2 protein-coding genes are annotated in these 2,628 nt (G+C 76.9%); one reads left to right on the plus strand and one right to left on the minus strand.

What is annotated here, in order from left to right; translation table 11 throughout:
* The first annotated feature begins 223 nt into the window (after positions 1-223).
* A complete protein-coding gene (locus EBH09_RS09830; protein ID WP_121746630.1) occupies positions 224-1,627 on the plus strand; it encodes an NAD(P)/FAD-dependent oxidoreductase in 1,404 nt (467 codons plus the stop codon).
* A gap of 47 nt (positions 1,628-1,674) precedes the next feature.
* On the opposite strand, the gene EBH09_RS38720 is transcribed toward EBH09_RS09830, so the two are convergent.
* Positions 1,675-2,628 (minus strand): regulator (locus EBH09_RS38720; protein ID WP_238697254.1); only part of this gene is annotated, 954 nt, incomplete at its 5' end.

Raw genomic sequence — 2,628 nt, forward strand, 5'->3', positions numbered from 1 at the left:
TCCGCTCCCCCCTGTCCCCGCCGCTTCCCGCCCGTGTGCCGACCATGTGACGACCGCATGAGGTCATACCGCATCCGTATGCGACCGTCGTGCGACCGTGCTCTGTCTCCGCGCGACTCCCCTTGACCGTCTCCGGCCCTAACCTCGACTCGAACTCGGGTATCCCTCAAGCCGGTTGGGGGCATGACGTCTCCAGCGGCCGCGCAACCTCGAGGAGGGGCACGTGCTTGAGCCCGCGTACCAGGCGGACGTCGTCGTCGTGGGGGCCGGGATCGCCGGACTCGCCGCGGCGCATCGGCTGACCAGCGCAGGAGTGACGACCACGGTCCTGGAGGCCGCCCATGGCGTGGGCGGCCGGATGGCGACCGAGAAGGTCGACGGCTTCCGGCTCGACAGAATCGGACATCTGCTGTCCACGGCGTATCCCGAACTGCGCCGCACCCCCGGGCTCGACGGCCTCGCGCTGCTGCCCTTCGCCCCCGGCGTCCTGCTGCACAGCGAGGGCCGTCACCACCGCGCGGGCGCCCCGGCGGGCGCCCGGGGCGCAAGGGGCGCACTCCATGCGGTGCGCGCCCTCGCGAGCGCCCCTCGGTCCGTGCCTGCGCCCCGGCGCCCGGCCACCGCGCCCCGAGTGTCCGGGAGTCCCGGGACCGCGCCCCGCCCCCGGGTGGGCGCCCCGCTCGGCACCGCCGTCGACCAGGCCCGGCTCGGCGCCGCACTGACCCGCCTGGCGAGCACCCCGGTCGACCGGCTGCTGGCCCGTCCGGAGCTGCCCGCCGCCCAGGCGCTCGCGGTGCGCGGGCTGCCGGCCCGCACGATCGACGGCTTCCTGCGCCCGCTGCTCGCCGCCCTGCTGTGCGACCCGGATCTCACGACCTCCAGCCGGTGCTCCGACCTCGCGCTGCGCGCCTTCGCCGGCGGGCGGCTCGGGCTGCCCGAGGGCGGCGCCGAGGCTCTGCCGGAGCTGCTGACGCGGGCGCTGCCGCCCGGCACCGTGCACACCGGCGTCCGGGTCACGTCGGTCGCCACCAACGCCGTGGCCACCGCGGAGCACGGCGTCATCCGCTGCCGGGCCGTGCTGGTGGCGACCGACGCCCGCGCCGCGGCCGAGTTGCTGCCGGGGCTGCGCGTCCCGGACTTCCATCCGGTGACGGTCGTGCACCACACGACCGACGAACCGCCGGCGACCGGCGCCGCCCTGCTGCTGGACGCGGACCGCGGCGGCCCGGTCGCCCACACGGCCGTGGTCAGCCACGTGGACCCGTCCCGCGCGCCGGCCGGACGCGCCCTCGTCTCCTCGACGGTCCTCGGCACTCCCCCGCCCGACGTCGACACCGCCGTACGCATGCACCTCTCCCGCCTCTACGGCACCCCGACCACCCGCTGGGAGACGCTCGCCGTGCACCACACGCCCGAGGCGGTGCCCGCGATGCGCGCACCGCACGACCTGCGCCGGCCGGTACGGCTGCTGGCCGGCCTGTACGTGTGCGGCGACCACCGCGACACCAGCACCGTCCAGGGCGCGCTGCACTCGGGCCACCGGGCGTCCGCGGCGATCCTGACGGACCTGGGGGCGGGCCGGCCGATGCACGGCGCCGACCCCCTGCCGACGGCCCGAGCCGCCTAGGGGCTGTCGTCGGGAACCAGGGTAGCGGGCTCCGGCACGCGCCCCGGCTACCCCAGTGCCGCCACCTTGTCCCGGTAGCCCCGTACCGGCGCGGCGTCCCGGTACGGCTCCAGGCGCCGTTCGAAGTCGCGTACGTACTCCGTCGCGCGCACCGACCGCATCTCGGCCGCCTGCCCGGCCGCCTCGGCGGCCAGCTGGCAGGCCTGGTCGAGTTCGCCGAGGCCGAGGCGGGCGGTGGCGAGGACGATCCGGCAGAACAGCCGGCTACGGGCGTAGACGGGGGCGCGCAGTTGCAGCGAGCGCTCCGCGTGCTGGGCGGCGGCGCGGAACTGCTGCAGATCGCGGTGGCAGTGCCCGAACTCGTCGGCGAGCTGCGCCTCGTCGAAGAAGCGCGCCCAGTGCGGCACCTCGTCGCCGGGCCGGGCGGTCTCCAGCGCGCGCTCGGCCCTGACCAGCGAGGCGGTGCAGGCCCGCACCTCGCCGAGCAGGCCGTGCGCCCGCGCCTCGGCGGCGTGCAGGAGCGTCTGCACGACCGGCGGCGCGGAGGTCCCCACCCCCTGCTGCGCCACCCGCGCGAGCTGCACGGCCTCCCGCCCGTGGCCCAGGTAGACGGCCTGGCGGCTCATGGTGACCAGCACGTACGAGCCGTACGCCCGGTCGCCGGCCGCCTGCGACAGCCGCAGCGCCTGCACGAAGTAGCGCTGGGCGAGGCCGTGCGCGGCGATGTCGTACGAGGTCCAGCCCGCGAGCCGGGTGAGGTCGGCGGCGGCGGCGAACAGCCGGCGGCCGGTCTGCTCGCCGTAGGTGCCGCGCAGCATCGGTTCCAGTTCGTGCTCCAGGTAGCGCACGAGGGCCTGGCGGGCGTGTCCGCCGCCGTACCGGTCGTCCAGGCTGCGGAACAGCTCGCCGACCGAGCGCAGCGCGGCGAGGTCGCCGCCGGTGACCTTCTGGCCGGGCCCGCGCTCGGCCGGGGCCCGCCGGCGGGCCGGGTCGAGCGGGAC

This window comes from Streptomyces sp. E2N166 (assembly GCF_003671715.1).
Classification (GTDB): Bacteria; Actinomycetota; Actinomycetes; order Streptomycetales; family Streptomycetaceae; genus Streptomyces; species Streptomyces thinghirensis.